At 62.6% G+C, this 21,435-nt stretch carries 24 protein-coding genes; 8 read left to right on the top strand and 16 right to left on the bottom strand.

Annotation, left to right across the window (positions count from 1 at the left end):
• Positions 1 to 11 precede the first annotated feature (11 nt).
• The 10 genes from L610_RS19165 to L610_RS19120 form a co-directional block, all read right to left on the bottom strand.
• Positions 12 to 1,220, bottom strand: coding sequence for a flagellar basal body P-ring protein FlgI (locus L610_RS19165; protein WP_024847955.1), 1,209 nt, complete (start codon positions 1,218 to 1,220; stop codon positions 12 to 14).
• Positions 1,217 to 1,687: a flagellar basal body P-ring formation chaperone FlgA gene (gene flgA / locus L610_RS19160; RefSeq protein WP_024847956.1), complete on the bottom strand. Its 471-nt coding sequence runs from the start codon at positions 1,685 to 1,687 to the stop codon at positions 1,217 to 1,219. The genes L610_RS19165 and flgA overlap by 4 nt, the downstream gene beginning before the upstream one ends.
• A 9-nt stretch (positions 1,688 to 1,696) precedes the next feature.
• On the bottom strand, positions 1,697 to 2,503 hold the full coding sequence (gene flgG / locus L610_RS19155) for a flagellar basal-body rod protein FlgG (protein ID WP_024847957.1): 807 nt from the start codon (positions 2,501 to 2,503) through the stop codon (positions 1,697 to 1,699).
• Between the two features lie 12 nt (positions 2,504 to 2,515).
• Complete coding sequence (locus L610_RS19150; protein WP_024847958.1) at positions 2,516 to 2,839, bottom strand: flagellar hook-basal body complex protein FliE; 324 nt, start codon at positions 2,837 to 2,839, stop codon at positions 2,516 to 2,518.
• Entirely contained in the window at positions 2,839 to 3,258 is a 420-nt protein-coding gene (gene flgC / locus L610_RS19145; protein ID WP_371713072.1) for a flagellar basal body rod protein FlgC, read from the bottom strand. The genes L610_RS19150 and flgC overlap by 1 nt, the downstream gene beginning before the upstream one ends.
• Before the next feature lie 5 nt (positions 3,259 to 3,263).
• The gene (gene flgB / locus L610_RS19140; RefSeq protein WP_024847960.1) at positions 3,264 to 3,644 is read right to left on the bottom strand and encodes a flagellar basal body rod protein FlgB; all 381 of its coding nucleotides are present in this window, start codon (positions 3,642 to 3,644) and stop codon (positions 3,264 to 3,266) included.
• 74 nt (positions 3,645 to 3,718) lie between these two features.
• On the bottom strand, positions 3,719 to 4,315 hold the full coding sequence (locus L610_RS19135; RefSeq protein WP_024847961.1) for a hypothetical protein: 597 nt from the start codon (positions 4,313 to 4,315) through the stop codon (positions 3,719 to 3,721).
• On the bottom strand, positions 4,308 to 5,699 hold the full coding sequence (gene fliI / locus L610_RS19130) for a flagellar protein export ATPase FliI (RefSeq protein ID WP_024847962.1): 1,392 nt from the start codon (positions 5,697 to 5,699) through the stop codon (positions 4,308 to 4,310). The genes L610_RS19135 and fliI overlap by 8 nt, the downstream gene beginning before the upstream one ends.
• Before the next feature lie 5 nt (positions 5,700 to 5,704).
• Positions 5,705 to 6,427, bottom strand: a complete 723-nt coding sequence (gene flgF / locus L610_RS19125; protein ID WP_144706960.1) for a flagellar basal-body rod protein FlgF — start codon at positions 6,425 to 6,427, stop codon at positions 5,705 to 5,707.
• A gap of 9 nt (positions 6,428 to 6,436) precedes the next feature.
• The gene (locus L610_RS19120; protein ID WP_024847964.1) at positions 6,437 to 7,558 is read right to left on the bottom strand and encodes a DUF1217 domain-containing protein; all 1,122 of its coding nucleotides are present in this window, start codon (positions 7,556 to 7,558) and stop codon (positions 6,437 to 6,439) included.
• A 157-nt stretch (positions 7,559 to 7,715) separates the two neighbouring features.
• On the opposite strand from L610_RS19120, the gene motA reads away from it, so the two are divergent.
• The 6 genes from motA (at position 7,716) to L610_RS19090 (ending at position 12,770) form a co-directional block, all read left to right on the top strand.
• The gene (motA, locus tag L610_RS19115; protein ID WP_024847965.1) at positions 7,716 to 8,588 is read left to right on the top strand and encodes a flagellar motor stator protein MotA; all 873 of its coding nucleotides are present in this window, start codon (positions 7,716 to 7,718) and stop codon (positions 8,586 to 8,588) included.
• Entirely contained in the window at positions 8,588 to 9,571 is a 984-nt protein-coding gene (locus tag L610_RS19110; protein ID WP_051473168.1) for a FliM/FliN family flagellar motor switch protein, read from the top strand. Before motA ends, L610_RS19110 begins: the two co-directional genes overlap by 1 nt.
• A 36-nt stretch (positions 9,572 to 9,607) precedes the next feature.
• Positions 9,608 to 10,063, top strand: a complete 456-nt coding sequence (gene fliN / locus L610_RS19105; protein WP_024847967.1) for a flagellar motor switch protein FliN — start codon at positions 9,608 to 9,610, stop codon at positions 10,061 to 10,063.
• A gap of 43 nt (positions 10,064 to 10,106) precedes the next feature.
• Positions 10,107 to 11,117 (top strand): flagellar motor switch protein FliG, encoded by a 1,011-nt coding sequence (locus L610_RS19100; protein WP_024847968.1) that lies wholly within the window; start codon positions 10,107 to 10,109, stop codon positions 11,115 to 11,117.
• Positions 11,118 to 11,241: 124 nt separating this feature from the next.
• Positions 11,242 to 12,330 (top strand): flagellar biosynthesis protein FlhB, encoded by a 1,089-nt coding sequence (flhB, locus tag L610_RS19095; RefSeq protein WP_024847969.1) that lies wholly within the window; start codon positions 11,242 to 11,244, stop codon positions 12,328 to 12,330.
• Positions 12,327 to 12,770 carry a hypothetical protein gene (locus L610_RS19090; RefSeq protein WP_024847970.1) on the top strand — a complete coding sequence of 148 codons (444 nt, stop codon included), beginning with the start codon at positions 12,327 to 12,329 and terminating at the stop codon, positions 12,768 to 12,770. The genes flhB and L610_RS19090 overlap by 4 nt, the downstream gene beginning before the upstream one ends.
• A 52-nt stretch (positions 12,771 to 12,822) precedes the next feature.
• Here L610_RS19090 and L610_RS19085 read toward each other — a convergent pair whose 3' ends face one another.
• Together L610_RS19085 and L610_RS19080 are read right to left on the bottom strand one after the other, a co-directional pair.
• Entirely contained in the window at positions 12,823 to 13,551 is a 729-nt protein-coding gene (locus L610_RS19085) for a helix-turn-helix transcriptional regulator (RefSeq protein WP_144706958.1), read from the bottom strand.
• A 36-nt stretch (positions 13,552 to 13,587) separates the two neighbouring features.
• Entirely contained in the window at positions 13,588 to 14,169 is a 582-nt protein-coding gene (locus L610_RS19080) for a helix-turn-helix transcriptional regulator (protein ID WP_246659061.1), read from the bottom strand.
• A gap of 674 nt (positions 14,170 to 14,843) precedes the next feature.
• On the opposite strand from L610_RS19080, the gene L610_RS19075 reads away from it, so the two are divergent.
• Both L610_RS19075 and L610_RS19070 read left to right on the top strand, forming a co-directional pair.
• Positions 14,844 to 15,839: a UDP-glucuronic acid decarboxylase family protein gene (locus L610_RS19075; RefSeq protein WP_024847973.1), complete on the top strand. Its 996-nt coding sequence runs from the start codon at positions 14,844 to 14,846 to the stop codon at positions 15,837 to 15,839.
• 10 nt (positions 15,840 to 15,849) lie between these two features.
• The gene (locus tag L610_RS19070; RefSeq protein WP_144706954.1) at positions 15,850 to 16,926 is read left to right on the top strand and encodes an NAD-dependent epimerase/dehydratase family protein; all 1,077 of its coding nucleotides are present in this window, start codon (positions 15,850 to 15,852) and stop codon (positions 16,924 to 16,926) included.
• Between the two features lie 93 nt (positions 16,927 to 17,019).
• On the opposite strand, the gene L610_RS19065 is transcribed toward L610_RS19070, so the two are convergent.
• The 4 genes from L610_RS19065 to L610_RS19055 all read right to left on the bottom strand — a co-directional run bounded on the left by L610_RS19065 (position 17,020) and on the right by L610_RS19055 (position 21,432).
• A complete protein-coding gene (locus L610_RS19065; protein ID WP_186441624.1) occupies positions 17,020 to 18,228 on the bottom strand; it encodes an O-antigen ligase in 1,209 nt (402 codons plus the stop codon).
• Between the two features lie 137 nt (positions 18,229 to 18,365).
• Complete coding sequence (locus L610_RS19060) at positions 18,366 to 19,334, bottom strand: glycosyltransferase family 2 protein (RefSeq protein ID WP_024847976.1); 969 nt, start codon at positions 19,332 to 19,334, stop codon at positions 18,366 to 18,368.
• Positions 19,331 to 20,605, bottom strand: coding sequence for a lipopolysaccharide biosynthesis protein (locus L610_RS20275; protein ID WP_186441622.1), 1,275 nt, complete (start codon positions 20,603 to 20,605; stop codon positions 19,331 to 19,333). Before L610_RS20275 ends, L610_RS19060 begins: the two co-directional genes overlap by 4 nt.
• A gap of 20 nt (positions 20,606 to 20,625) precedes the next feature.
• Complete coding sequence (locus L610_RS19055) at positions 20,626 to 21,432, bottom strand: WecB/TagA/CpsF family glycosyltransferase (RefSeq protein ID WP_198019540.1); 807 nt, start codon at positions 21,430 to 21,432, stop codon at positions 20,626 to 20,628.
• Between the last annotated feature and the right edge of the window lie 3 nt (positions 21,433 to 21,435).

Genomic DNA, 21,435 nt, shown 5'->3' with positions numbered 1-21,435 from the left:
TCGCCATCTCCTTACTGAACGACCAGTTCGGCCTGCAGCGCGCCTGCGGTCTTGATGCCCTGCAGGATCGCGATGATGCCTTCCGGCTTCACGCCCAGCTTGTTGAGACCGGATACCAGCGTGTCGAGGTCCGGGCCGTTGAGCATGGCAACGCGAGCATCAGGCTGATCAACGTCGATTTCGGTGAAGGGCTCTACAGCCGTCTCACCCTTCGAGAACGGATCGGGCTGCACGACGCGCGGCATCTCGGTGACGCGGACCGTCATCGTGCCGTGGCTGATCGCTACGCGCGAGATGCGAACCTGCGAACCGATAACGATGGTGCCGGTCCGCTCGTCCACGACCACGCGGGCCGGCGCGTCGGCCTCGACCACGATGTTCTCGAGTTCGGCGTAGAAGCGCGCCGTGGTGATGCCCTTCGGACGCTGGATCAACACGGTGCGTGAATCCTGCTCCTGCGCCACGCGCTTCCCGAAGCGGCTCCTAGAATAGTTGTTGATCGCGTCGGTGACGCGCACGGCGGTCGAATAGTCCGGGTTGAAGAGCTGGAGCGTCAGCGTCGTGTCGTTATTGAAGGTCGCCGGGACCTCGCGCTCGATGATCGCGCCGTTTGGGACGCGGCCGGAAGTCGGGACGCCCTGCGTGACGGACTCGGCCTGGCCCTGGGCGTTGAAGCCTGTGACGATCAGCGGGCCTTGCGCAACGGCGTAGATCTCGCCGTCCGGTGCGCGCAGTGGGGTCATGACAAGCGTGCCGCCCTTGAGCGAAGTCGCATCGCCCATCGAGGAGACGGTCACGTCGATGCGGGCGCCGGGGCGAACGAAAGGCGGCATGCTGGCGGTGACGATCACCGCCGCGACGTTTTTGGAGCGCGACTGGCCGCCCTCGGTCGAAATGCCGAGGTTTTCCAGCATCGCGCGCATTGACTGCTCGGTGAACGGCGAATTGCGCAGGCCGTCGCCCGTGCCCTGCAGGCCGATCACGAGGCCGTAGCCGACGAGCTGGTTGTCGCGCGAGCTCTGCAGGGAGGCGATGTCCTTGAGGCGCGTCTTGACGAAGTTTTGGCCGGACAGGCTGTCGAAGCTGCGCACACCGCCATAGGCGGCACCGCCATAAAGCTCGCCTTCAGGCGCCTGGCCGTTGACCGCCTGTTCGTCGGCACTGACCGGAGCCGCGAGGGCCAGAGCAAGGGCAACGATTGCTGCGAATGCACGCTTCATGATGCGGAAACCCTCACGGAACCGTCTTCCATGACGATGCCGGTGAAGACCACTCCGGTATCGACGTTACGCAGGCGGATCAGGTCACCCGCGGAGCCGGACTCGAGCGTGACCCCCGAAACGGTGATCTCGAGCGGGCCGTGGCGGAACTCAACCTGCACGGTGGCGCCGCGCTCGACCAGCCAGGCCTCGCGCACGGACCCGACAGGGATCAGGCGTCCAGGCAGCAGCGTGCGCCGTGCGATCTTGCCGGCAAGCTCCTTGGGCCGATAGACAATGGCGTTTGGATCGCGCAGCTTGCGGCGCAGCGGCACCTCGTCGAGAGACTCCGGCGTGATGACGTCGCCCGGATAGATGATCCGGCTCGGCACCACCACCATCTGCTGCTGCGCATGCGCCAGGGAACCAGCGGCTGCGACGACCAGCAGTGCGGTGGCGACAACTTGCTTCCACTTGGCGCGGCGCATCTTCAATGCCTATCGAATGCTCTGCGTGATCACCGATGCCATCTCATCGGCGGCCTTGATGACCTTGGAGTTCATCTCATAGGCGCGCTGCGCGGTGATCATCTCGGTGATTTCCTTCACCGGGTCGACGTTGGACGACTCAAGATAGCCCTGCTCGATCAGGCCGAAGCCTGCATCACCGGCAAAACCCTGGTTGGCTTCGCCTGATGCGGTGGTCGCACGGAACAGGTTGTCGCCGAGCGGCTCCAGGCCCGCGTCGTTGACGAAGGTCGCGAGCGCAAGCTGGCCGATCAGGATTTCCTGTTCTGCGCCATCGTCGCCGGCAAGCGTCTGGTAGACTTGGCCGGACTGGTTGATGGTGACCTTGATCGCGTTTTCGTCGATGACGATCTCGCCGGCGTCGCTTAGGACGGTGTAGCCACTCGGCGTGACAAGCACGCCCTCGGCGTTGGTGTTGAATGCGCCGGAGCGGGTGTAGAGCTCTTCACCATCAGCACCCTGGATGCGGAACCAGCCGCTGCCCGTGAGGGCAACGTCGTAGGCGCTGCCAGTCTGGTTCAGCGTGCCCTGGGTGTGAACGCTGCGCACGGCGGTCAGCTTGACGCCGAGGCCGATATGGGCGCCTTCCGGCACCATGTTCTGGTTCGCGCGGCTCGGCACGCCCTGCGAGCGCTCAACCTGGTAGAGCAGGTCAGAGAACTCGACCCGGGTGCGCTTGTAGCCGGTCGTGTTGATGTTGGCGATGTTGTTCGCAATGACCTCAAGATTGGTCTGCTGCGCATTCATGCCGGTCGCGGCAATGGCGAGTGCTTTCATGGATCAGGTTCCTCAGATCGCCATGCGGCTGATGTCGAGATACGAGCTGACGATCTTGTCACGGATCGCGATGGCAGCCTGGAGCGTCTGCTCCGCGCTCATCACGGCATCGACAACCTCGCGGGTATCCGCCTCGCCCTGAAGCGCCTTCAGCGACAGGGTCTCTGCACCGCGCAGGGTGGACACCGCGTTTTCGGTTACATTGACGAGTGCCGCTGCGAAGGTGTTTTCAGGCGCGACGTTCGGCGTCCTGACGGCGGGACCAGCAATGTTCGCCAGCCCGTCGAGGGAGGAAGCTGCACCAGTCTTTTCGACTGCACCAAGTGCCGGGATCATTACTGGTTCCTCATCAGGTCGATGGTCATGGAGATCAGCTCGCGGGCCTGCTTGATCGACTGCAGGTTGGCCTCGTAGCTGCGATTGGCTTCGCGCATGTCGGCCATTTCGATGAGCATGTTGACGTTCGGCATCTTCACGTAGCCGTTTTCGTCAGCCGCCTCGTGGCCGGGCATGTACTCGATGCGAAATGGCGACTTGTCGGTCGAGATCGAGGAAACTTCCACGGCGCGTGCGCCGGTGACGCGATCGAGCTCGGCGGTGAAGGTGATGGTCTTGCGCCGGTACGGGTCGGCGCCGGGCGTGTTGCCGGTCGACTGGGCGTTCGCCATGTTTTCCGTGACGACGCGCAGGCGTTCAGACTGGGCGCTGAGGCCAGACGCGGCGACCTTGAGGGAGGAGATGAGCGGATCCACCATTGCGATCAACCTTTCGTCGTCATCAGCAGCATTCGGTGAAATGCCTTCACGATGGCGGTGTTGAGTTCCATGTCGCGCTGGACCTCGCCCTGCTTCATGAGCTCGTTTTCCAGCGTGACCGTATTGCCGGAGGGCATGATCGGGACCGAGTCATTGGACTGGCGAACCGGGAAGCCGGTGCTCGAATCAGCGGACGCGAGATGGCGCTCATGCGTTGCGCGCAGGGAGACGGTCTTCTGATCCAGCACTGCCTCAAACGGCTGCACGTCCACCGCGGCGTAGCCGGGCGTATTTGCGTTGGCGATATTGCTTGAGACGGCGGTCTGGCGAACCGCGAGCCACTTGGCCTTCTGGGACGCCAGTTCGAACAGATTAACGGGCTGCATCGCTACTCCTTCGACGAGTAGCGCCACATTAGAAGGGCAGTCTTGCGCGTACCTTGCGCAAGACGCCAGGTCCGTCAGTGGGTCATTTCGATGGTGGCGTCGTTGGAGTTGACCAGGACCCACTTGCCGCCGCGCTTCTCAATCTTCACGACCTTGCTGGAGTCAGGAAGGCGCGATCCACGCTGAACCACCCACAGGCCGTCCTCGTCCTGGATCAGCGCACGACCATTGGCGACGAAAACGAGTTCGTAGCTGGGCTTCTCGGCAGGGTAGGGCTGGTCCGCGAGGGGCACCGGTGCCGGCTTCTTCCGCTCGGGCCGCACTGTCGCTGTGGGGAAGAAGTCGAGATTCATCTTCGGCAGTTCTGCCGCCGTGAATGGTGCACCGATCGGCGCGAACGCAGTTTCCGGCGCAGCAAAGCTCGAGCCGGTCCCCTTGTTGCTGAAGGAAAATTCGCGGACGCCGAATTTTTCCTGGTTGAAGAAGATGTACCAGGGGAAGGTCGCGCAGGTGATGCCAAGGCCGATGCCGAACGCGCCGATCATGATATCAACTCGGTCGTATTTCGACTTGGACAGCAGGGCGAGACCGACCGTGGCGGCCGTTGCGGAGCCCGCTGCGCCTGCGGCGCGACCCTTCCGAGAGAGCCGCGGCAACTTCAGCTTATTCATCAGGCTCTTCACCGGCTCTCTCCCTGCTCTTCAGATAGCGCGCCAGATCGGCGAACGGATCGGCCGAAGGGCCATCCTGCGGCGACTGCGTCAGGGCCTCGTAGATAAGGGGCACTTGCTTCACCGCGAGGTCGAGATCCGGATCTGCACCAGGCTGGTAGGCGCCAAGAAGCCGAATGTCGCGCGTATCCTCGAAACGCGCTATGAGGCTGCGGAGCTTGATCACCAGCGCGCGCTGTTCCTTCGTCCATGCTTTCGGTGCAAGGCGCGAGATCGACGCCAGCGGATCGACCGCCGGAAAGCGGCCCTGCTCGCCGATCTTGCGACTCAGCACGATGTGACCGTCGAGAATGCCGCGGATGGAGTCCGCGACCGGGTCGTTATGGTCGTCACCGTCAACGAGCACCGAAAGGATTGCCGTGATGGAGCCGCGGCCATCCGTGCCGGGACCTGCGCGCTCAAGCAGCTTCGGCAGGTCCGTGAATACGGACGCCGGATAGCCGCGCGCGACCGGCGGCTCACCAATGCCGATGGCCACCTCGCGCAGCGCATGCGCGAAACGCGTGATCGAGTCGATGACAAGAAGCACGCGGTGGCCCTGATCGCGAAAATATTCCGCGACGCGCATGGACATTTCCGGCGCGCGCTTGCGCATCATCGCGCTCTCGTCGCTGGTGGCGACCACGGCGACGGTTTTGGCAAGGCTCTTGGGGCCGATCGTGTCTTCAAGAAATTCGCGCACTTCGCGGCCGCGCTCGCCGACAAGGCCGACGACGACAGTGTCGAAGGCTTCGGCGGCGGCGAGCATCGCCAGCAGCGTCGACTTGCCGACGCCAGAACCTGCGAAGATGCCGAGACGCTGACCGAAGCAGATCGGCGTGAAGATGTCGATCACGCGCACGCCGGTGCGGAAGCCAGTCTCCACACGCTGGCGGGCGAGGGCAGGGGGCGGAGTGCCAGGGCTGACTTCCTCGCCGGTGACCAGCGGACCCTTGCCGTCAACCGGTTTGCCAAGCGCGTTGATGACGCGCCCACGCCAGGACAGGTGCGGGGCAGCGCCGCTCGACGTGCGAATGAAGACCGGATCGCCGATGCCAGCATCCGGATTGGTCTCGTAAGGCGCCACCAGCACGTCATCCGGGCCGATGCGGACGATCTCGCCCGACCGCGGGCCGGCGCTGGAGCGATGCTCGACCACGTCGCCGAGCCGCGCCGCAGCCGAAATGCCACGCACGCGGTAATGGCTCGGCGAGATCTCGTCGATGCGGCCGCCGTTGCGCAGGAGCTTGCGGTCATTGCTGAAGCGCGAAAGCGTGCGCTCGAGCGCGTGCAACGGCGTGTCGCGCTCCGTGGGCTCCAGCAAATGAGCGTCGGCGGCTGCCATTCAGGTTACCTTGGGCCGAGGGTGGAGATGGCCTGCTCAAGCGCGGATTCGCTGTCGCGCATCAGCGCAGACACCTGCTCGAACGCACGCTGGACCTGGATGAGGCGCGTGATTTCCATCACGGGGTTCACGTTGGAATCCTCGACAAAGCCCTGTGCGACGCCGATGTCGACCCGGTCGACGATCGGTTCAGGCGCGCCGTAAGGCACGACACCGGAATTGCCGAACCGGGTGAAGTTGAGACCTGGCTGGAAGTCGAACAGGCCGAGCGTCGCGACCGGCTCCCCGTTCTGGTAGAGCGTGCCGTCTGCGCTGGCTTCCGGCGCACCGCCCTGCGCGTTGAGCTGGATGGGGGCGCCGCCCGCGTCGAGGACGGGATAGCCTTCGATCGTCACCAGCTCGCCGGTCGGCAGCATCGTGAAGCGGCCGTCGCGGGTCATGATCGGACCATCGGGACCCTGGAAAGCGAACCAGGCATCGCCCTGGATCGCGAAGTCAAGCGGATTGCCGGTCTTGCGGAGCGCGCCGGCCTGCGGTGACAGGTAAGTGTCGCCGGTCGAGGCAAATGAGACCGACTTGTCGCCGAGGCCGCTAACGATGTCCTCGAACTTCACGCCGGTCGCGCGAAAGCCGACCGTGCTGACGTTGGCGACGTTGTCTGCAATCGTGTTGAGGCGCTTTTCCAGCGCCACCTGCGATGACAGGGCGACGTAGAGACCGTTCTCCAAGGCGAATTCCTATCGTTTGAGCGTCGCGATGGCGAGCATCGTGTCTGGCGAGATGCCGAACGAGTTTGAGTTGTTGAACAGGCTCAGGGTCAGTGACTGAACAGATGTCGTTGGATTTTCGATTTCCCACATCGTTGTGAAGCGGGCGAGGAACTTCTCTACCTTCTTGGGATCCTGGAAGTCCTCGATATCGAATTTCTTCTGGAGCAGTTTAACCTGTTGATCGACGTCGGCATTCGCGATGGCATCTGGCAGGCCGAGCGCGGTGCGCACGACTTTCGACAACGCGCTATCGCCGAGAATAGCGTAGTAGTTCTTTATGTCTGCCGCCTTGCGCTGGAAGTAGAGCGCAAGGCGCACGCCTTCATTTTCGTTTCCTGCGTTTTCTTCTAGGGTCTGGCGCGCATATTTGGAAGCCGTCAGATCCCTGGCCGCAACGTAGGTAGTAGTCTTCTCGCCAAGCGTCGCGAAATCGAATGCCGCCGCGAATTTTTTGACGTTCTCGTTGCTGTGCTTGTTGGCAGGGCTGTCCGGGTCGGTCGTGCCGCCGGAAAGGATGTCGAACAGCTGGGCGCGTGAGAACGTTTCCTTTTCGAGGTTGAAGGCGCGCAGCGCATAGTCAAGCAGGCGAGCGTCATCAAGAAGGTCGTCGATGGACTGAACCTTGCCGATGTTCGTCTCGAAATAGGCGGTCTCCTGCTTCGCGGATTCCGTTGGCGGGAACAGCCCGTCGCCGGTCGCGCGCGACATGTAGTTCTTGACGGTCGCATCGCGCGCGGCAACGTAGGTGGTGGCGTCTTCACCGTATGCGGCGAAGTTGAAGGCTTTGACAAATTCAGCGTAGCGCTTGTCGGTCAGCTTGTTCGCAAAGCTGTCGGGATCGGAAAGGCCCTCGTTCAGAGCCTTCTTCATGAATGCCTTGGCGTAGGCCATGTCCTCGAGGTTGAACGCCTTCATGGCGTATTTGAACAGGCGAGTGTTGCTGACGAACTCGTCAACCGATTTCACGTTGCCGATGTTTGCGAGGAAGTATTCCGTCTCACGCTTGACGGTCGGCTGCTTCTCGACGCGCGAAATGGCCGTGTCGATGTCGCGGGTAATGAGTTTGTAACTCGCATAGGTACTGACCACGGGTGCCCCCAAGCATAGGAATGGACGGTGCAACGCTACATGCAAATGCTTGCGTGAAGCTGAACGCAGCCAGCTGCATTAGAACCGCCCGGGAACAAGCCTCGCGCAAGCCATGGCCGGTAGTGAACAAGGTCACGGAGCAGCAGAGGGTGCGACAGTGGGCATACTTATTGGATTTGTAGTCATGATCGGCTGCGTCCTCGGGGGCTTCATGGCGATGGGCGGCCACCTCGAGGTGCTCATGCAGCCCTGGGAGCTCGTCATCATCGGCGGCGCCGGTGTCGGCGCGTACCTGGTCGCCAACCCGATGGGGGTGGTGAAGGACACGGGCAAGGCCATAAAGGAAGCCTTCGCGCAGGCTGTACCCTCCCAGCAGCACTATCTGGAAACCCTTGGCGTCCTGCACAGCCTGATGCGCGAACTGCGCACCAAGTCGAAGAACGAAGTCGAAGCCCACATCGACAACGCCGAGGAATCCTCGATCTTCCAAGCCTATCCGCTGGTGCTTGCCAACAAGGACCTCACCAACTTCATCTGCGATTACTGCCGCATCATCATCATCGGCAATGCGCGCCCCTTCGAGGTCGAAGCGCTGATGGACGAGGAAATCCACACCATCAAGCACGACAAGCTGAAGTCCTACAATGCGCTCGTCACCATGGCCGACGGTTTCCCGGCGCTCGGCATCTGCGCCGCAGTGCTTGGCGTGATCAAGGCGATGGGCGCAATCGACCAGTCGCCCGAAATCCTCGGCGGACTGGTGGGCGCGGCGCTGGTCGGTACCTTCCTCGGCATCTTCCTCAGCTACGGCATCGTCGCGCCGATCGCGCAGAAGGTGAAGATGGTGCGCGACAAGCAGAACCGGCTCTACATCATCGTCAAGCAGACGCTGCTGGCCTACATGAACGGTTCGCTGCCGCAGGTGGCCCTGGAATTCGGCCGCAAGACAATCTCGGCCCACGACCGTCCGTCGATCGATGCGGTGGAACAGAGCACCCTCCTAGCCCTCGAACATCGTAGCGCTGCCTGATGGACAGCGAAGCGGAAGACGAGACCATGATTACCGGCAACGAAACAGCGGCACCCCGCAATCCGATTGTCGAGCGCCTGATCGGCGCAACCGGTGAACCGGATCATCTGCTCAAGGCTGCCCGCTCGCTCGGGCTGCGCGCCTTGCCGGCGATCCGCGAGAGCCTCAACGAGCAGGTTTCCTACCCGATCGAGATCGAGATGGACGAAGTGTCCATCTCGCGCATGGCGGAGGCAAAGCGTCCGGGCATCGAGAATGATGCGCTGGTGGTCGCTTCGTCCGCGACCTCGCCGGACGCGCTGATCCTCATTGCCGACTCCAATGCCATCGCGCTGCTGGTCAGCGCGCTTTTTGGTGGTGATCCGAACACCCCCGTGATGCCGATCGACCGGCCGCTCACGAGCATCGAACTGGAACTCGCCTCGGTCGTGTTCGAGGCGGCGGCGAAGGCGCTGAACGGCTCGGGGGTTCGCGCCCTCTCGATCAAGTTTCCGATGCAATCGGCCATTTCCGGCAAGGACCTGCGTAAGCTGATCATCCGCGACGGGCCGGCAGTGCGCATCTCCTTCACGATGATTGCGCCCTCGGGCGAAGGCCGCTTCACGGTGATGATGCCGCAGCGCGTCCTTCTCCTGCACCGCGGCGACACCGTGCCCGGTGAAAAGGCGCGGCCGGAGCCGGAGGATACGCCGGGCGAGGTCTGGCGCGAGCGCTTCAGCGAAGAGGTGATGCGCTCGGCGGTCAGGCTGGAGGCGACGGTTCCGCTGGCGCGCATGACGCTCGGCGAGCTGACGAAGCTTTACGTTGGCCAGGTGATTGAAATGCCGGAAACGGCGCCGACCAGCACAAAGCTGTCGGTTCGCCGCAAGCCGCTGTTTACCTGCGAGTTCGGCCGCCTGGGCGAGAAGTACACGGTGCAGATCATCGAGCCTTACGATGCGGGTAAGGAATTCATGGCCGGGCTGGTTCCTGCCAAGCAATAGAACGGCCAGCGGCAGTTAGCCGGAAGGAGACTGAACATGAGCACGACAACTCCAGACTTTGCCAATCTCGGTGACCTGGGAGGTAGCTCGGAGCCCTTCGACTTCGGTTCGCTCGGTGTCGGCGGTGATGCCGATCCGCAGGAGTTGGAGCTCAACAAGGCGATCGAGGAGCTCCGCGGCGTCCTTCATGATGATGATTCTGTGGAAAAGGCGAAGCCATCTGCAGAACCTCAGCACGGCAATGCCAACATCATCATGGACATCCCGGTTGACGTTCAGATTGTGCTTGGCAGCACCGAAATGGCAGTTGCGGAGCTGATGGCGCTGCAAAAAGGTTCTACGGTGGCGCTGAACCGCCGTGTCGGCGAGCCGGTTGATGTCGTCGTCAACGGCCGCAGGATCGCCTGCGGCGAAATCACGGTGCTCGAGCACGACCCGTCCCGCTTCGGCATCAAGCTGACTCAGATCATCGAGGCTGCGAAGCCCGCCTAGCCGATATAAACTTAATAATGACGAATCAGGGACTGGGTCGGGGATGAGCCTTGAGGGCAAGCTGACAAAGGCTCAGAAAGCTGCCGCCGTACTGGTTGCAATGGGCAAGCCTTCGGCGGGACGTTTGCTGCGCTTTTTCAAGCACGAAGAGCTGAAGGCTCTCATCGACGCTGCGCGCCAGCTGCGGACCATCCCGCAGAGCGAGCTGGAAAACATCGTCGCGGAGTTCGAGGAGGAGTTCACCGAGGGCGCCGGCCTGCTGGATTCGGCCGACCAGATGAACACCATCATCAACGAGTCTCTGTCGGCGGAAGAAATCAGCGCGCTGATGGGCTGGGGCAAGCCGTCCCTGATCAGCCAGGAGGCTCCGCCGATCTGGCCGGACCTGGCCGAGCTGGCGCCGGAGCGCCTGCAGGCACTGATCAAGGACGAGCATCCGCAGACGATCGCGATGGTGTTCTCGAACCTGGATTCAGAGGCCGCCGCGAACGTCCTCGTCACCTTCGACAAGAAGACCCGCGCCGAAATCCTGAAGCGCATGCTGGCGATGACGACGGTTCAGCCGGCTGCGAAGCAGCTCGTCGAAAACCAGCTGCGTGCCCGCATGCTTACCGAGTCGCGATCGCGCGACGCGTCGGCAGGTCAGGCGAAGGTCGCCAGCGTCCTCAACGCGCTCGACAAGCAGGTCCTCGATGAAATTGTCTCTGACCTCGAGCAGAGCGGCGTCGATGGCGTCGAAGAGGTCAAGGCGCGGCTGTTCACCTTCGACGATATCGTGCTGCTCGACCAGAAGTCGCGCGTCACGCTGTTCGACGGTATGTCGACGGAAATGATCACCCTCGCGCTCCGCGATGCACCCGCCGAACTCGTCGAGGCAGTGCTTTCGGCACTTGGCGCCCGTGCTCGCCGCCTCATCGAGGCCGAGCTTTCTATCCCGTCGGACGCCGCGACACCTGCGGAAATCTCGCAGGCACGCAAGCGTATTGCCGGTACGGCAATCAGTCTCGCCTCAAATGGCGTGATCGACCTGCCGCAAATGCAAAATGCTGCCTGAATAAGACCCGGAACCGACATCGCTGCCGGTTCCGGAAGAAGTTCCCGATCCGCATAGCAAGACCATCGGCGGTTGCAGCGTAGTTTGAACGTCTGCGTTCATCCACTGACTCACGAGGCCGCACTTGAGCGAAGAGTCGGACGACGACAGCAAAACAGAAGAAGCCACGGAAAAGAAAGTCCGTGACGCTATCGAGAAGGGCCAGCTTCCTTTTGCCAAGGAAGTGCCTGTTGTCGCCTCATTCCTCGCGATCCTGGTCTTCACCATCTTTCTTGCGCAACCGCGCGCGATCGAACTAGCCAACTTCCTGTCGATGTTCCTGGAGCGGCCAGAGGCGTGGTCGCTGGAGACGGAGTACGATGCGATCCTGCTCTACCGCCAGGTCTTCCTGGAGATTGCCAAGCTGCTGGCTGGCCTGATGGCGCTGCTGATCTTTGCAGGTCTCGCCGCGTCGTTCGCCCAGAACCTGCCAAGCATGGTTCTCGACCGCATTCAGCCGAAATTTTCGCGCATTTCGCCTATCGGCGGCTGGAAGCGGCTCTACAGCAAGAAGGGCTTCGTCGAATTCGGCAAGGCCATCGGTAAGCTGATCCTGGCCGGCACGGTCGTCGGCCTCGGCCTCAGTGAGGCGCAGACGCAGCTCCTGTCCGGCATGGGCACGCAGCCGGAGGCCTTCGCTTCGGTGATCCGCGAGATCGCTATTCAGATCCTGGTCTCGATCACGGCCGTGATGGTGGTGATCGCACTTGCCGACCTCGTCTGGTCCCGCTTCAGCTGGCGGCGCGACCTGCGCATGACGAAACAGGAAGTAAAGGACGAGATGAAGCAGGCGGAAGGCGACCCGATCATGAAGTCGCGCCTGCGCTCGCTGCAAAGAGATCGCGCCCGCCAGCGCATGATGGCGGACGTGCCAAAGGCAACTCTCGTCATCGCGAACCCAACCCACTACGCGATTGCGCTGCGATATGTGCGTGACGAGACGCCGGCGCCGGTTGTCGTCGCAAAGGGGCAGGATCTCATCGCCCTGAAGATCCGCGAGATCGCGGAAGCGCACGAAATTCCTGTTTTTGAGGATGTCGCGCTCGCTCGCTCCATGTACGATCAAGTTTCGGTGAGTAGTGTGATCCCAGCACAGTTTTATCAGGCGGTGGCTGAGCTGGTTCGGCTGCTTTACGCAAACAATGGTTCAAGGACTGGTCAGGTGACGCGATGAATCGTCAGCCATACTCTTTAGCCCGGGAAGTGATCGTCGCCGAGGCCATTGCCGACATTGTCAGCGAACTGCGCATGGTCGATGTAGCCGACTACATCGCCTTCATCCGCCTCGAGCGCTTCGCAAGCGTTGCCGATCTCGTCGATGCGGCTGCCGAACTCTATTTCCAGCCGGGTACGCTGACCCTGGGTCATGGCGGCGAGGCGATGGTAACGTGGGAAGATGCGCCGAAGATCGTGCTTGATCTGGAGCTGCGTCCTCTAGGCGCGACCGTCTATTTCCAGCTGACGCTGGCCGACGAGTTTGCGTCAGTCGAGGTTCACTACGTCTGGTTTGAAAACCCGTCGGAAGACCCGGAAGAGAACAACAGGTTCCTCAGGGAAGCCCTTGAACATGCGCGGGTGCGCAAGAGTGCGCCGCTGGCTCCTGCACTCGACTGACGCGCCCGCGACTGAGGGCGGCGGCGCGTCGCGTCTGTAGAGAATTCACGTCTCAGGCGATCATGCCGCTGCGCAGAGCCTTGGCCACTGCGTGGATACGGTTCATCGCGTTCAGCTTCTGCGTCGAATTGGTCAGATACTGGTTCGCCGTGTGCACCGACAGACCCAGTGCGGTCGCGATCTCATCGCTGGTGAGGCCGTTGGCGGBCAGCCGCAGGCACTCGAGTTCACGCTTCGACATCGGCCGTTGCGCATTGCATTCCTGCTCGCGTAGCTTCGCGACCTGAGCGAAGAGGTCGAAGCATTCCGCGTGCGTGTCGCAGAGCAATTCTTCGTCTAGCTTCATCTCGTTGCCGGTAAAGATGATGGCACCAAGCCGGCGGCGGTCATTTGCGACCGGGAATGCTATCCCCGACTGTTTGGTGAGCGACGGCGCCACCTCGCGCGTCCAGACGCGCGCCTGCGCGTCGAGGAATGTCGGCGCACCGTTTCCGCGCCACCATAGCGGGCAGGTCGTCGTGCTGACGAGGCGCACGAAGTCTGTTGTGTCCGGACCAGAAAGCCGGCGTGTCACCGGCGACACGCCCGGGAAGGTTTCGTCGAACACCGGAACCAGCCGGCGGGCCTCGCCGTGAACCGCGGTGAAGAACAGGCTGAAGCTTTCGGCGCCGATACGGCCGGCAATGTTGCGGCACATGCTGACCGCATCGATCAGCGAGCGCGCTTCGCCTTCATCGTTCGACGTTGCCGATGGCTGACTACTGGAAACCAGGCTTAGCATCCCCAAAATCCCCTCGCTCCGTGCCCCCGCAGGGACTCAGATGATGCCGCTCCTGATCGCCGTCGCGATCGCCATAGCCCGGTTGCTGGCGCCGAACTTCTGGATCGCGTGCGCGATGTAACTGTTCACGGTGTTGGACGACACGCCCAGGATCAGCGCGACCTCGTCGGTCGTCTTGCCCTCCGAGACCCACATGAGGCATTCGCGCTCGCGTTCAGACAGCGGATCTGCTGAAGCGCGTCCGCCGGTGGCAGCGAAGAACTGGACCAGCGCGTAGCCACATTTCATGTGCGCGCGCGACAGGGCCGCACCGCTGATCGCGCCGGGAGTTTCGCTGGAAAACAGGGCGTAGACATTGACGCCGTCCGCAACGAGGCGGCGGCAGTGCGTCTCGATATGTCCGTGGTCGCGCAGGGCTCGACGTTCCTCGGCCGTAAGGAAAGTGGCGCTTGCCGCAAGCAGAGGCCGTGCGCGCGCGCCGGCACTAACTGCGACGCCGCTTTCGATGATCCGGGCGATGCCCTCGCTGCCGAGGTCCTCGAGCGCATCGAAGACCCAGTTGGACGTGATGATGCTGACTGACTTCGGGCCTCGCTCGACGGAGGGCTGAACGAGCATGTACCGCTGCGCTCCCATTTCGGCGCAGATGCGACGCATGAATCGCGCGAGCCCGGTACGTGAAGTCACCGGCGCATTCGCGTCCTGGGTCTCAACTATCGGTGCTGCATAAGCCATCTGATCGGTTCCGTAGGCCCAAAGCCGACCTGTTATGCCTTGCCCCAACCGTAAACCGGCTCGGAGCGGTGAATTTCGCACGCACGAATCCAATCGCAGCCACGCGCGAACGCGGGCTGGACAACAGACGCGGATACGGACGAACTAACGGATGGCGACAGGGTAAAGACCTGCAGACGGCAGTCCTGTACAGGCTGCAATCAGACCGAAGCGCACGCTGGAATCTGCAGAAGACACGAAAGTCCTGTTACGACTTTCGACTGCGAATCACCCAAACCGCTCAAGCCCGCCTATAGTTAATTTTGTATGTATCCGATTGATTCGCGTCAAGATTCCTTGTGCGACGCTTACGCAGAAACATCACCCGGAAGTGGTAACGCATCGGCAGGGCCATCCCGAAATGGCGCGATGTGTTTCAATCCGGTTCAGGTGCGATTCCACAGGAAGGGACGCGGGCGCGTTAACGATTGGGGCGGGGCCAAAATCCGGGTTGGCACGCTTCATGCTTGGACAGGATCGGAGGGACGGGGGTCCATCCAAGTTCAGTCGGAGCAGTCATGTCCGGATTTACAACAAAGTCGCAGCGGCGCATCCTAGTGACCGGCGCAGCCGGTTTCCTCGGGTCGCATCTTTGCGACCGGCTTCTCGCATCGGACCCCGATGTAGAGATTGTCGCGGCCGATAGCCTCTTTTCAGGATCGCGCGCCAACATCGAGCATCTGCGCGACCATCCGCGCTTCGAATTTCTTCGTCACGATGTGACCGTGCCGCTGTTCTGCGAGATCGACGAGATCTACAACCTGGCGTGTCCGGCGAGCCCGGTGCACTACCAGTTCGATCCGATCCACACGATCAAGACGTCGGTCAACGGCGCGCTGAACATGCTGGGTCTCGCCAAGCGTACGCGGGCGAAGATCCTGCAGACCTCGACCAGCGAGGTTTACGGCGACCCAACCATCTCGCCGCAGCACGAGGGCTACCTCGGCAACGTCAACACGATGGGACCGCGCGCCTGCTACGACGAGGGCAAGCGCGTTGCCGAGACCCTGTTCTACAGCTACCGCCAGCTTCATGGGGTCGATACGCGCGTCGTCCGCATCTTCAATACCTACGGCCCGCGCATGCTCCCCGAAGACGGGCGTGTCGTCTCGAACTTCATCATGCAGGCGCTGACCGGCCAGCCAATCACCGTCTACGGCGACGGCAACCACACGCGCAGCTTCTGCTACGTCGATGACCTGCTCGACGCGCTGGTGCAGGTGATGGATTTGCCGCAGAGCGATGGCATGCCGGTCAATATCGGCAATCCGCAGGAAGTAACCATCAACGAGCTCGCAAAGCTGGTGATCGAGCTGACCGGCTCGCGTTCCCCGATCGTCTACAAGCCGCTGCCGAAGGACGATCCGATGCAGCGCCGGCCGGACATCTCCAAGGCCAAGGCAATGCTGGACTGGGAGCCCAGCGTCGACCTGCGCGACGGCCTGATGAAGACCATCGAATACTTCGAGGAACTTCTGATGCGCGCAGCCCAGCGCCGCATCGCCGCAGAGTAGGGAAGGGCATATGCCACAAGTCGTCCTCATCACCGGCTCAGCCGGACTGATAGGCTCGGAAGCCGCGCGCTTTTTCTCGGCGCGCGGTTTCCGCGTTGTCGGCATCGACAACGATATGCGCGCGAGGCTGTTCGGCGCCGAGGCCTCCACCGCATGGAACAGGGAGCGTCTGATCCAGGACCTGCCGAATTATGTTCATGCGAACCTCGACATCCGTGATCGCGAACAGCTCGAGGAGGTCTTCCGCACCTATGAGCGCAACATCAGGCTGGTGATCCATACGGCCGCGCAGCCTTCGCACGATTGGGCGGCGCGCGACCCGCATGCGGACTTCACCATCAATGCGAACGGGACGCTCAACCTGCTGGAACTGACGTGGCGCTTTTGCCCGCACGCGCCGTTCGTCTTCACCTCGACCAACAAGGTCTATGGCGACACGCCGAACAGCTTGCCGCTGGTGGAGCTTGAAAAGCGCTGGGAGATCGCGTCAGATCACACTTATTTCGAGCACGGCATCGACGAGACGATGTCGATCGATCGCTCGATGCACTCGCTGTTCGGCGCCTCGAAGGTGGCAGCTGACGTGCTGGTGCAGGAGTACGGCCGCTATTTCGGCATGAAGACCGCCTGCTTCCGCGGCGGCTGCCTGACCGGCCCGTCGCACAGCGGCACGCAGCTGCACGGCTTCCTCGCCTACCTGATGAAGTGCGCCGCTACCGGCACGCCCTATACGGTATTCGGCTACGAGGGAAAGCAGGTCCGCGACAACATCCATAGCGCCGATCTGATCGCGGCGTTCTGGGAGTTCTTCCAGGCCCCGCGCTCAGGCGAGGTCTACAACATGGGCGGCGGGCGCGACTGCAACTGCTCGATGCTCGAAGCGATCGAGATCTGTGAGCAGATCACCGGCAAGAAGCTCGACTGGACCTACAGCGAGCAGAACCGCGCTGGCGACCACATCTGGTGGATTTCCGATACGCGCCGGTTCCGCGAACACTATCCGAACTGGTCGATCCGCCACGACGTCAGCGCGATCCTCGAGGAGATTTACGCCGCCAACCATCAGCGCTGGCGCCAGGCAGGCTAGGTTCGCTGGAGAGCGGAAGATGCGGAAAGGGCGCGGCAGCGATGCCGCGCCCTTCTGCTATTTGGCCGAAGGAAACGGGCTGGCCGTGACCGACTAGCGCGCAGAGGAAACCCGCAGGCCAATGGCAAAGAACAGCAGCATCAGCATCCAGAGCGGGTTCGACGAGATGAAGATGTCCGATTCCAGGTTGTTGTGCAGCAGGACGAAGACGACGATCGTCAGCGACAGCCAGCCGAGCCGCGCATCGCGCCGGGCAAGCCGCCCCGCAGCCGTGAGCGCGGCGAGCAGGAAGGTCACCTTCAGCGCAAAGCCAAACAGGCCGAGATGTAGCAGCATGTCGATGTAGCCGTTATGACCGGTAGGCGCCACGCGGGCAAAGCCCAGCGTCATCCTGTAAGGCAGGCCATCGTAGCCCAGGCCCCACACTGCTTCGTAGCCATAGCCTAGCCAGGGCTGGGCCGCGATCAGCGTCGCCGCGAAGTCCCAGAGGTCGGTGCGGCCGGTTAGCGTCGGATCGCCAAGGAGCTTCTGGCTGAGCCACTTGAAGGTCCAGAGGCCGGCCGATTCGCCGATGAAGTAGACGAGCGCCGCGAGCAGCACCCCGGCTGAGACAACGATGGCCGGCGAGATCAGCATCCGCCGCGCAGGGTAGAGCAGCATCAGGCCCACAACAGGTGCCAGCAGCGACAGGCCGAGCGACGTCTTTGACTGCGACAGGATCAGGAAGACGGGGGCTGCCACGATCATGGCGAGCGCTATGCTGCGCTGGAGGAGGCCGCCGAAGGTCAGGTGGTAGAGCCCTACGAACAGGATGACGCCGGAGACCCAGCCAAACACGTTCTTCTGCGGGTAGATGCCAGTGTGACCGATCGGTCCGGGCGGCTGTGTTGCTACGGAGACGAGATTGAGCGCCATCGCCACGACGACCACGGCGAACAGACCGAGCATCATCACCCGGAACGAATGCGCTGAGTAGACGGATAGGATCAGCGTCGTCGAGATGATGCCGAGCAGCGCGCCGCGCATGAAGGTGAATTGAGGAAACAGGCTCCATGATGCGGAGGCGACCGCAAGGGCGATCACCCCAACAACTGCTGCGATGCCCGGATTGTCGAACGGGAGCCTGCGATAGGAGCCAGTGAAAATACTGGAAATCACCGCCAGCACGAACAGCAGCGGGTAGGCGATCATCTTGAGCGGAGAGCGCTCGCCCGCATCCGGCGGCAGCGGCGCCATCCAGCCCGCCTGGACCTCGATCGGCGAATAGTCGCCACCGCCGAAGACCAGGGGCCAGATGATCATCACATAGCCAAGCATCAACACCGGTATGAGCGACGCAACCGGGCTGCTAAGGCGCGCAAGAGCCAGCTGTAGGGCTTGGGCTTCCGATGAACTGGCTGCGATTACAACATGGCTGGGAAGCAAGAATGTGCGTGCATTCATGAGATCTCAGCCTCCTGAGACGGGTGCAGCAGGGACATCCACTTGGGCGAGGACGATGCAGGGGTGGAGTTCCGGGCAAGGTCCAGCAGAACGGCTGAAATTCGTGCGCCCGCGAGTGAACGGAAGCCGTAGAAGAGCAGCCGCGGGAAGGCCATACCCGCCCGGTACCCACGCCAGAGGGCACCCGTCACCTTCAGCGGATGGCTGAAGATGCTGAGTTCCGAGGCGATGGTGGCGTCGATCAGTGCCTGGCCGCGCACGGTTAGGTGGTTCTGCGCGTAGTCCTGAAAAGCGCGAAAATCCTCGGGGGTGCGGTGGCGCCTGGAGGCTCGGCCAGCCCGGCTATCATCCACGTAGACGGCAAGCAGATCGTCGAGCACTGCCACGGTCTTCGCGGCGCGGACGCAGTCGAAGACAAAAGCCTGGTCCTCGAGCATCCGCATACCGGGCCGGAATCGCGTTACTTCGAATATCCGGCGGCGCACGCACAGGACGTTGATGTTGTAGTACTCGCCGGCGCGGAAGGTGAATTCCTCGATTGGCTCGCCGGGTTCAAGGCTGCGGGTCGGCAGCTCAGACCAGGAGGCTGCGCCTTCCTGCGTCTTAAATAGACGATACTGGCGATGGAGCAGGACGTCGGGATGCCCAATCGCGATGGCGCGCGACAGCACTTCCAACTTGTTGGGCAGGTAGACGTCGTCGGCGTCGAGAAAGACGGCATAGTCGCCGCGTGCCGCTTCCAGCCCGCGGTTGCGGGAGGCCGAGGCGCCGATATTGAAGCCATTGCGCAGGCACACGATGCGTGGATCTGCAAAGCCTTCGCATATCTTGGCAGCGGGCTCCTGAGAGGCATCATCAATGACGATGATCTCGAAGTCACCAAAGGTCTGGTTGAGACAGGAGCGCAGTGCGACCGTCAGTGTCGCGTTGCTGTTGTGGGTCGGGATGATGATCGAGAACATCATGGGCGCGACCCTCCGAGAGGCATCGCCACGTTTCTGAGACCCACAAGCAGGAAGGCGGTGAGCATGGCGAGCTGCACCACGGCCATCGCCACCAGCGCGATGACCAGATCGACATCGAAGGCGAGAGCGGCGAGAAGCCCGGTCGTCGCGGTTGCCGCTGCGATGCCGACCATTGCGATGAGGCGAAAGCGGCGCGTCGCGTTCAGGAAGACGACAAGCGACCAGTTGCTGAGGACGAGCAGGCTGACGAATCCCCATCCGGCGACCAGAGGGCCGATGTCACTGAACTTAGCGAACAGGTGCCGTTCGATTAGCGGCCAGAGCGCGGCGATCGCGCCGCCGCAGAAGGCGGTGGCGGCAACCATCAGGCCGATACCAGCCAGCGTGAGCCAACGGGCGGTTGCAAGGTCGCCGGCTTCGACGAGCCCGGCGATGCGGGGCTGGGCAACGCGTTGCCAGGCCGAGCCCATGAGCTGCAGCGGCGCCCAGAGGATGCGGCCCGCCTCGATCAGACCGACCTGATCCGCGCCACGGACAAGCTGGATGACGAGCACATGCGCGCGCGTCTGAGCCTCGTTCGTTGCGGAATTCAGCAGCGACCAGCCCGCGCCGGGGAAGGTTTGGCGGTAGCGCTGCAGGAGGCCGGTGATGGCTGCATCGTTCCGCTCGTGACGAGCGGGGAAGGCCGCAAGGGCAAGCACGGTCGACAGCGCCGCGGCCATGAGCGCGGCAAGTTCAGAGCGCTCCAGATAGAAAAGGATGGCATAGACGAGCAGGAGCAGCACAAAAGATGTCGCGCCGAAGCGGGCGGCTGACCGGCTGTCTCCCTCGAGATAGAAAAGGTTGCGGCGGGTTTCGCGCGCAAGCCAGGCGACTACGAAAGCCGCCCCAGCCAACGCGGTCGCGATGCTTCCACTGGCCCAGAAGGCGGCCAGCCCCACAACAAGTGCGGCTGCTGCACGGAAGCGCAGGTCGACACTGCGCAGGATCGCCAGCTGCTGCATTCGGTCTGCGGCATGAGCCTGCCGGACATGAACGAGCAGCGGTACCCCGATCGCGCCATAGTGCAGGCTGGCGGCAACCAACGCGCAGGTCGTCACGAAGGCGAAGCGACCGAAGGTGGCTGGATCGGTTCCTGCGATCAGAAATGCAGAAAGGACGAGCGAGCCGAGGCTGTGCAGTCCCTGGTCAACGAACGACAGTACGACCGCGCCGATGCCGAGCGGTGCCTTCGGCCGCGCGATCGATGGTGTCGTGTTGGTGCTCGCCATTTCTCGCCCGCGCCCCAAGGTCAGACGTAGTTCTGGCGGCGGGAGGGCTTCAGGTCGTCCTCCGGCCGGAATACCTCGGGTGACAGCCACTGGCGCGCGAGATTCCAGCAAAAGAGCGGGTTGAGGATGATGTAGCGGCGCCAGAGGCGGCGGGGCTCGCACATCAGCCGGAACAGCCATTCGAGGCCGCGATCCTGCATCCAGCGCGGCGCCTGTGGCTGGGTGCCGGCGTGAAAGTCGAACGCCGCGCCGACTGCAATCACCGCACAGGAAAGTTCTTCTGCGTTCTCGTAGGCAAAAACCTCCTGGCGCGGGCAGCCAAGGCCGACAAAGATGATCTTTGCTCCGGTTTCGCGGATGGAGGCGATGACCTCAGCGTTTTCCTCATCATTTGCCATACGGAAGCGCGAGGTGGCGGTGCCGACGATACGGATGCCGGGAAATTTCCGGCGCAGGTTCTTCTCCAGGCGCGACATCACCTCGTGGCGACTGCCGTAGAGAAAGATAGGCACGCACTCGCGGGTTGCTGCCTCGCAGACGCGCAGCATCAGGTTCGGGCCGTAGACGCGGTCCTTCAGGCCTGCGCGGTAGAGGAGGTTCAGTGCCCAGCGCACGGGCTGGCCGTCGGGAACGACAAGGTTCAGCCGGTTGAGGCGATAGCGATGTGTGTGGTCCTGCAGACCCGTCATCACCCCGTGGACAGCAAGAGCGGTGACGGAAAACGGCTTTCCGAGCTTCGCGGCCTCGATGATCCGCTTCACCGCGCCGTCGTAATCGATCGCATTGACGCCGACGCCCAGAATGGGCAGCTTTTCGCCACGTTGCATGAT

This window comes from Aminobacter sp. J44 (assembly GCF_007829415.1).
In the GTDB taxonomy this organism is placed as follows: domain Bacteria; phylum Pseudomonadota; class Alphaproteobacteria; order Rhizobiales; family Rhizobiaceae; genus Aerobium.
Note: the sequence above shows the minus strand (reverse complement) of the source record. Positions and strands in the feature narration are given on the sequence as shown.

Bases quoted from the DNA above. Each gene is read 5' to 3' on its own strand.
- L610_RS19165 (WP_024847955.1), bottom strand. From the start codon at position 1,220: ATGAAGCGTGCATTCGCAGCAATCGTTGCCCTTGCTCTGGCCCTCGCG.
- flgA (WP_024847956.1), bottom strand. From the start codon at position 1,687: ATGCGCCGCGCCAAGTGGAAGCAAGTTGTCGCCACCGCACTGCTGGTC.
- flgG (WP_024847957.1), bottom strand. From the start codon at position 2,503: ATGAAAGCACTCGCCATTGCCGCGACCGGCATGAATGCGCAGCAGACC.
- L610_RS19150 (WP_024847958.1), bottom strand. From the start codon at position 2,839: ATGATCCCGGCACTTGGTGCAGTCGAAAAGACTGGTGCAGCTTCCTCC.
- flgC (WP_371713072.1), bottom strand. From the start codon at position 3,258: ATGGTGGATCCGCTCATCTCCTCCCTCAAGGTCGCCGCGTCTGGCCTC.
- flgB (WP_024847960.1), bottom strand. From the start codon at position 3,644: ATGCAGCCCGTTAATCTGTTCGAACTGGCGTCCCAGAAGGCCAAGTGG.
- L610_RS19135 (WP_024847961.1), bottom strand. From the start codon at position 4,315: ATGAATAAGCTGAAGTTGCCGCGGCTCTCTCGGAAGGGTCGCGCCGCA.
- fliI (WP_024847962.1), bottom strand. From the start codon at position 5,699: ATGGCAGCCGCCGACGCTCATTTGCTGGAGCCCACGGAGCGCGACACG.
- L610_RS19110 (WP_051473168.1), top strand. From the start codon at position 8,588: ATGGACAGCGAAGCGGAAGACGAGACCATGATTACCGGCAACGAAACA.
- fliN (WP_024847967.1), top strand. From the start codon at position 9,608: ATGAGCACGACAACTCCAGACTTTGCCAATCTCGGTGACCTGGGAGGT.
- L610_RS19100 (WP_024847968.1), top strand. From the start codon at position 10,107: ATGAGCCTTGAGGGCAAGCTGACAAAGGCTCAGAAAGCTGCCGCCGTA.
- L610_RS19090 (WP_024847970.1), top strand. From the start codon at position 12,327: ATGAATCGTCAGCCATACTCTTTAGCCCGGGAAGTGATCGTCGCCGAG.
- L610_RS19080 (WP_246659061.1), bottom strand. From the start codon at position 14,169: ATGCTCGTTCAGCCCTCCGTCGAGCGAGGCCCGAAGTCAGTCAGCATC.
- L610_RS19075 (WP_024847973.1), top strand. From the start codon at position 14,844: ATGTCCGGATTTACAACAAAGTCGCAGCGGCGCATCCTAGTGACCGGC.
- L610_RS19070 (WP_144706954.1), top strand. From the start codon at position 15,850: ATGCCACAAGTCGTCCTCATCACCGGCTCAGCCGGACTGATAGGCTCG.
- L610_RS19065 (WP_186441624.1), bottom strand. From the start codon at position 18,228: ATGATCATCTGGCCCCTGGTCTTCGGCGGTGGCGACTATTCGCCGATC.
- L610_RS19060 (WP_024847976.1), bottom strand. From the start codon at position 19,334: ATGATGTTCTCGATCATCATCCCGACCCACAACAGCAACGCGACACTG.
- L610_RS20275 (WP_186441622.1), bottom strand. From the start codon at position 20,605: ATGGCGAGCACCAACACGACACCATCGATCGCGCGGCCGAAGGCACCG.
- L610_RS19055 (WP_198019540.1), bottom strand. From the start codon at position 21,432: ATGCAACGTGGCGAAAAGCTGCCCATTCTGGGCGTCGGCGTCAATGCG.